The following is a 7,221-nucleotide window of genomic DNA, read 5'->3' as shown; positions in this document are numbered from 1 at the left end:
ACCATTTCCAAACTCACCATAGTAATTTTGTCCCCAGTACCATACGGTACCGTCTGTTTTAGTAGCCATGAAGGTTTCAAAGTCTCTGGCTTGTACGGTGTCCCAATTGGTATCGCTACCCAATTGCACGGGATAATAGCGATTAATGGTGGTACCGTCGCCTACTTGTCCGTTGTAATTGAGTCCCCAAGCCCAAAGGGTACCATCGCTTTTAATCCCAAACGAAGTATTTAATCCAGCACAGAAATATTTCCAGGTATCAGTACTGATTTGTTGGGCGGTAGTAGTAGTAGGGATGCTAGCACCAATTCCCATAGGAGCTCCTTCTCCCCACGACCACAAGGTACCATCACTTTTTTGTGCCAACCATCCCCAAATGGTGCCATCTGCTTTAATAGCAAAGTTTGTACCACTGGTTCCACTGGAAAGATCCACCCAATCGGTAGCGGTACCAATTTGTACGGGAGTCATTTGTTGTTCAATGGCAGGGGCAAAGCCTAATTGGTAGTAGTTGTTCATGCCCCATCCCCAAAGGGTACCGTCTGTTTTTAAGGCAAGGGTATAAAATTGAGCAGGAGAAATTTTAAACCAATTAGTAGCATTGGTTATAGGCTGAAAGGTGCTGAAAGTTTGAATAGAAGTATTAATTCCTAATAGACCGTTGTAATTACTACCACAACCCCATAGGGTGCCGTTGTCTTTAATGGCAAAAGTTGTTGTAGCTCCTAAATAGTAGCGGTTCCAATCGGTGGTTGTGCTTATTTGTATCGGTAAGGGTTCTGTTTCATTGGTTGTTCCTAATTGACTATATGAACCAAATCCCCATCCCCACAAGGTACCATTGTTACTTTCGCCTATGGTATGTGTTCCTCCAAATTTTAAGTTTTGATAGCATTGAGCAGTAGAAGTGGTTAAACCAAAGCTTAAACTGCCTAAAAAAAGTAAAAGTTGTTTCATACGGTTGTGTGTTAAAAAAAGAGGCAGGCAGGTGCCTACCTCTTAAAAAGTTAGTTTTTAATTATTTTTTGTTGCCATATATGTTCCGTTCCGTCTTTCAGTACCACGATGTATATCCCACTAGGGTAATGTTGGGTACTAATTGAAAGTTGTCCTTGGTACGAAGATAAGTTTTTTCTATCAATTAAACGCCCCGTTATGTCATAAATTTCTAATAAACTATTTTGGTTCGGTACTTTATATTCTAACGTTAGTCGTTCTTGTACGGGATTAGGGTACAAAGTTAATTCCATGCCTGTATTTATTTTATTCAGTGTACTATCGGCCGTTTTATTGTTTGTTCCTCCTCCTTCACAAGTAGGAATGTCTATCATTAATTTATTGAGACATTCAAATGTTTTTTCTTTGTAAGTTACCGTACCTTGCAGGTTCCATTCCGTTACTCCACCTGTGAAAGGACTTTGCGGAATGATGGTAATTGGAATGATACTGCTTACTCCAGGTTGTATGGTAAAGGTAGATGGAATGATGATTACGTTATTGAATTCATCGCTAAGACTAACTTGGATAGGAAACGTGTAATTGCTTACAATATACAAGGTAGCGGTATAGGCACAAAAAGGACCATCAATAGGAGTAATTTTATCCACACTCACACGTTCTAGTTTACACTCGTCACATTTAGTAGTTGTGTAGTGTAGCGGTTTGGATTCAAGTTCACAGGCTCCTGTATTTAAGGTAAAAGTATAGGCTCCATCTTTTGTTAAAGTGTAAGGAGAAGGAAAACTAGAATAGCCCGAACTTTGGGAGTTATTATCATTGTTCCAGCTCCAATATTTCAGCGGAACATTTGGTCCAATTAAGTAGTTGGTATTGGTACTACAGTCTTGGTAGCAACCTGTTGGAAAAATCCATACGTATTCTTCTGGGCTTTTAGGGATTACTATTTGTGCACTCGTACTACAGCCTCCGGTTGTTGCTGTTACTTCGAAAGGTCCACCATGGGTTGCTACCATAGTGTTTCCAGTGTCTCCATTGCTCCAATTGTACTGAATGTTACTACCGTTAGACGGTAAGGCTTTGATGGTTACCTCATAAGGATCACAATGTATTTGTATGTCGAAGGCAATGTTATGGATAGGTTCTTCTACCACTATGTTTTGAGTAAAGGTTTTAGTACAGCCCGAATAGGAGCTAACCAGAATACTAATCGTATGAGGCCCAGCAGCTAAAAGCCCTGTAAAATCTCCATCAAATGAGTTGTCAAATTGCGGGTAGTAAATGCCGTCCATGTACCATTTTACTTCTCCATTGGAACTGATTTTAATTTTGATGGCATCGTTTTGGCAAAAACTCGTTGCTCCTAGAAACTTGACGCTAGGCAGTACATTAAATACGGGTTTAATTTGGTTAGGGGTATAATAATCACAGTCTGTGTTACTTTTTACTTTTACCCAATAGAACCCAGTATTATATACTGTTAAGGTATTACTAGTAGCTCCTGGAATAGGATTGTTGCCGTTCATCCAAGTGTATTGACTTATGGTACATTCGTTGCTGCCGGCTTGGTAACTCAAGGTAACGCCTTGGCCTTCGCAAACAGCGGCATTGATTGGATTGGCTACAAGAGTTCCTGAAAAGCAAGGTTTAGGAATGTAAACATTTGTTGACAAGACAGTGCTGCATCCTAAGGCATTGGTTATGGTACAGGTTACAGGGTAATAATGGTCAGGGGTATTGAAAATTTTATCAACATCTAGTCTTGTATTTGATGCTCCATCTCCAAAATTCCAAAGTACAGAAGAACCTACTGGAGGAGCTATTGAAAGTTTAAATTTAATAGATTTATCATGACAATTTATTGCACCACCACCATTTACCACAATTGCAGTGGAAGGGTTAATTCCTTGTAAATTGACCGTGTATTGTTTGCTGCAAATGTAAGTAGGGGTACCGCTTAAGGTACCTTCTATTTCTATTTTAAAAATATAGTTTCCTGCCGCTACATTATTCAATTCAAATACACTTAAACTAGGGTTGTAGGTAATTGGTCCTGTAAAAGTACTAGCCCCAGGTGCTTTATAATAAAAACGAATTTGTTTATTGGTAACTGGGTCATAAAAATTAGAATTATCAATAAAATTTACGTTAAAGGTATTGTTCCCATTACATTGAACTGTATATTTAAAGTCGGGCATATAAGGGATTACCACATCTTTTATACTCGTAAATGTTCCGTATCCTCCGTTGATACACGGTAAAACTACTTTGTAAATTATTTTATAATTTCCTGGTTTTCCGGTTAAGGTATTTCCGCTAATACTATAATCTGTAGGACTTGGTCCTAAGATGTTAAACTCTGTAGAAATAGGAGTACCTGTATAGCTACCTTGTAATGTTATTTGTCCGCAAGCACTAAGGTAAGAGTTGTTTATAACTGTTTCATTTGTGAAGCAATTGATAGGATCACATGGGACTTGAACAATTCGAATTGGATTGGATTCAGCAATACATCCATTACTATTTGTGACTCTAAATGTATAAGATCCAAAACCTAAACTTGGAGTAATGTTAAGAGATGTTCCAGTATACCCCGACAATGGTAAACCGTTTCTGTACCAAGTGAAACTTAATCCACTGATATTTGATGAAATGGTTACTGTAGCATTAATTTCACTTACTGTACAAAATGCATTAGCAGGACTTGTTAAGGTTAAAATTGCTGGTGGATTAGGTAAAATTGTCAATAAGTAATTAGCCGTATTGGTTCGTCCACAACCGTTTGCATTAGCAATATAGGCCGTTATAGGTACTCCAATGTTTGATGATGATGTATTATTGAAATTAGTTGTATAAGTAAACACTCCTGGTGCAGTGGTAAAATCACCACTACCTATATTCCATGTAACCACATCTGTTGGAGATAGAGGTACGCCATTAGTTGATTGCACATTAAACGTTACTGGATATAAGCTTCCTCCACAAATTGGATTCGTTGGCGTTGAAATACTTATTTGTGCTTTAGGATATAAAGTAATGTGTTTTATAAACTGTGGTGCTGGATTTAAATTACATTTTCCAATAGTTAAAACCAAATCAACTGTTGTTATAGTTGTTACGTTATTCCAAGTAATTTCAATAGCGTTTGTACCTTGTCCAGTTGATACACTACCTAGTGTATGTGCAGGATAAGAACCAGATGCATTAGCAAGACTCCACGTGTAGGTATCACCATCCGTATGAAGTGTTGAAGTTCCAGGTACTAATGCTTGATAAGTAGCTAATGAATTAGCGCAAATGGTTGTATTATTAGCCGAGATGGTGGCGTTAACAGGTATTCTGTTGATTGTGATTATTTTAGGTTCGGAAACACAACTTATTGGGGTTAATGATACTTTATAAAGTTTAATGTAAGCAGGAAATGTACCGTTAAAAGTTACATTTACTTGGTTTCCCATATCCGACCCTATTACTGATCCATTAATAATCCACCAACGGTATTCTGAGTTAGGATCAGGATTTTGTATGGTGTAGGTGTAAGTAGAATTTGGGCAAACCTCTGTAGTTCCCATCACCCCATTTGGAATTGTAGGTATTGGTAAAACAGTAATTACTTTTTGTTTACTTTTACAATATCCAGGTGCTTCTGTGGTTAAGATGTAGTTGCCTGGTGTGGTGAATTCATAATAGAATGATTCTGTTTGTTCTTGTGTGGTAACTGTTACGCCTTGCGCTGTAGTTAATGTCCAGTTTGATGCTACGCTTTCAGAATTGGTATAAGGCATAGGTTCATTTAAACAGAGGTTATCAGGGCCTTCAATTTTAAATGTTTTTCCTACTTCAATGATAAAATCAGCTGTACCTCCACAATGTAATAAGGTATTCATGTAGGTGGCACGCAGTGTTAAAGTACCTGATGCTAAGGGAGTAATGATCACTTCATTACGTTGGTCGGTTGGAATTACTTGTGCTAAATTATTTCCTGTATTTCCTACTATTTCCCATTGGAAATCGGTTGTTGGCCATTGTGGTAATTTGTATTTTCCTTGTTCGCCCTTGCAAAGAGAATGTGGCCCTTGTATAGTTCCTTTTGTTTGTATGACTGGGATTTTAGCAGTAGTAGGTTGTAAACACTCTAATTGACAACCTTCAGGAATGAATGTTAGATACCCAAAACCTAATTCATCTATATGATCCCATATTACTTCTACATTACCACCAGCCTGAGACAAAATTGTTCCTCCTTGTACTTCCCAATTATAGTGGTCTTGGCATATTTCTTTTCCATCAAAAGGTAGGGAATATGTTTCTGTTTGTCCTTCACAGATTACAGTAGGACAAGAAATTTCAAATCCTTTTGTCTTTATTATAACTTCCATTTTAGTTTCACTAATACAATGACAAGCATTAGTTACTTTTAGATAAACAGTATATTGTCCTTCTTCAATGTATGCATGCGTGGGTTCAAAGGCAGTAGAGGTAGTACCATCGCCAAAATCCCAATAGTAATTTACTAAACCACTTCCTCCATTTGCGGTTGATAAATTGTTAAAAAACAGGTTTTGATTACTACAGGCATATATTTGTTCAGTAGGCTCATGAGGCGCTATTTTAAACTTGGCCGTAGGTGAAATTACTTTTTCAAAACAAACGGTTTTATTAATGACTACGTTTCCTACAGTGATTAAAAAGGATAGCGTGCCAGAACCCATTGTTCCCCAAGAAACGACACAGGTATTGTTAGTTGGGTTACTAATTGATCCTCCTACAACATTCCAAGTTGTGGTAGCTCCTGTTGGTAAGTTTTGGAGCGTGTATGTTACTTGACTGTATTCACAGACACGAATGCACTCTGAACTTCCGATACTCTCTAGGTATACCGATCGTTCTTTTTCAAATTGATACATTTGGCAACCCACTTCTTTATCCCATTTTAATAGGAGTCCAGAACCCGATTGTCCGAAGGTGTTAACCGAAGTTAAACAAAGCAAAAAAAGACTGACTAATAGTAATCCTTTCCGCTGAAATAGTAATACAGATTTTAACATAACTTTATTAATTAAATGTTATTTCTGTAAATATAGATGTACAAATTACATATAACAATACGTGTTTACACGTAATTTATTAGGGGTGTGATAGTTACTATAACTCAATAATATTATGCTTCAAAGCAAATAGAATGGCACCAATACTATTTTTAGATTCTGTTTTCTCCATGATGCGTCTGCGATGCATTTCTACAGTTCGCAAACTAATGCATAATTGATCTCCAATTTGTTTACTACTCATTTCTTGTGCCATCATTTTGATGATTTCTATCTCTCTTGATGTAAGGATTGTTTTAGGTATTACAGGCCATGTGTGATGATCTATACTATTCCAAAAAGAAGGGTTTTTGATCATTTTTTTCAAAGAATCGTCAAAATAGAATTTATTATAAAAAACTTCTTCAATGGCTTTTTTTAATTGCTCAGGTTCTTCATTTTTACAAATAAATCCATTTACACCAATTTCTAAAATGATAGGAATTACATTTTTAGGATTTAAAAAAGACAAAAAAAGAATTGGCAAGTCAGCATTTATTTTTCTAATTCGTCTGCTGATTTCAAAACCATCCATAATTGGCATTTGAATATCTAGTACCGCAACATCAATGTTTAATGTGGGTAATCGTTTTAAAAAGTTATAACCATCATCAGAGGTGTATACTACTTTTATTCCCGAGTTAGATAATAGTTGCTTTAATCCTTCTCTGACTAACGGATGGTCATCAAGTAAGGCAATTTTAATCATTTTTGTTGGTATTGTGTTGTTGTTTCAAATATAGAGAAATCAATTATTGTATTATAAGTTTTATACTAATTTAATAAATTTTATGTTTTTTGTTATAGATTATGCCTTTTTTTGATCATTTACAGGCATTTGTTTATTTCAAAATAGATAAATTAGACTAAAGCTGTCTTACAAGTTGATAGCGCCACTGACTCTAGTAGATGATGTTATAGATTCATGTTTTTTTAATGCATTATTGTTAAAAACTCCGTTCAATTGTGAATAACTTTGACTTTTGTTTTTCCTACAAATTTTTAAACTTTGTAAAAGCATAAAGGCATACCATTTTAGTATGTACTTCGCTAACTAACTATTGTTTCATTTAATTGTAAAAATTATGGCAATTAAATTTAAGATTCTTCCTAAGAAGAACCCTCAGGACATGTCAGCGCCTGAAAAGTATTATGCAACATCGGTTGCAAATGGTGA

General features: G+C 36.2%; 2 protein-coding genes and 1 pseudogene. All 3 read right to left on the bottom strand.

Annotated elements, in window-relative coordinates; genetic code table 11:
• Positions 1–957 (bottom strand): annotated as a pseudogene (locus QZ824_RS10095) (hypothetical protein); the annotation flags it as partial.
• A 50-nt stretch (positions 958–1,007) separates the two neighbouring features.
• Positions 1,008–6,005, bottom strand: a complete 4,998-nt coding sequence (locus tag QZ824_RS10090) for a PKD domain-containing protein (protein ID WP_291275894.1) — start codon at positions 6,003–6,005, stop codon at positions 1,008–1,010.
• A 97-nt stretch (positions 6,006–6,102) separates the two neighbouring features.
• Positions 6,103–6,753 carry a response regulator transcription factor gene (locus QZ824_RS10085; protein WP_291275893.1) on the bottom strand — a complete coding sequence of 217 codons (651 nt, stop codon included), beginning with the start codon at positions 6,751–6,753 and terminating at the stop codon, positions 6,103–6,105.
• Positions 6,754–7,221: the final 468 nt, after the last annotated feature.

The organism is Flavobacterium sp. (assembly GCF_021151785.1).
Classification (GTDB): domain Bacteria; phylum Bacteroidota; class Bacteroidia; order Flavobacteriales; family Flavobacteriaceae; genus Flavobacterium.
Note: the sequence above shows the minus strand (reverse complement) of the source record. Positions and strands in the feature narration are given on the sequence as shown.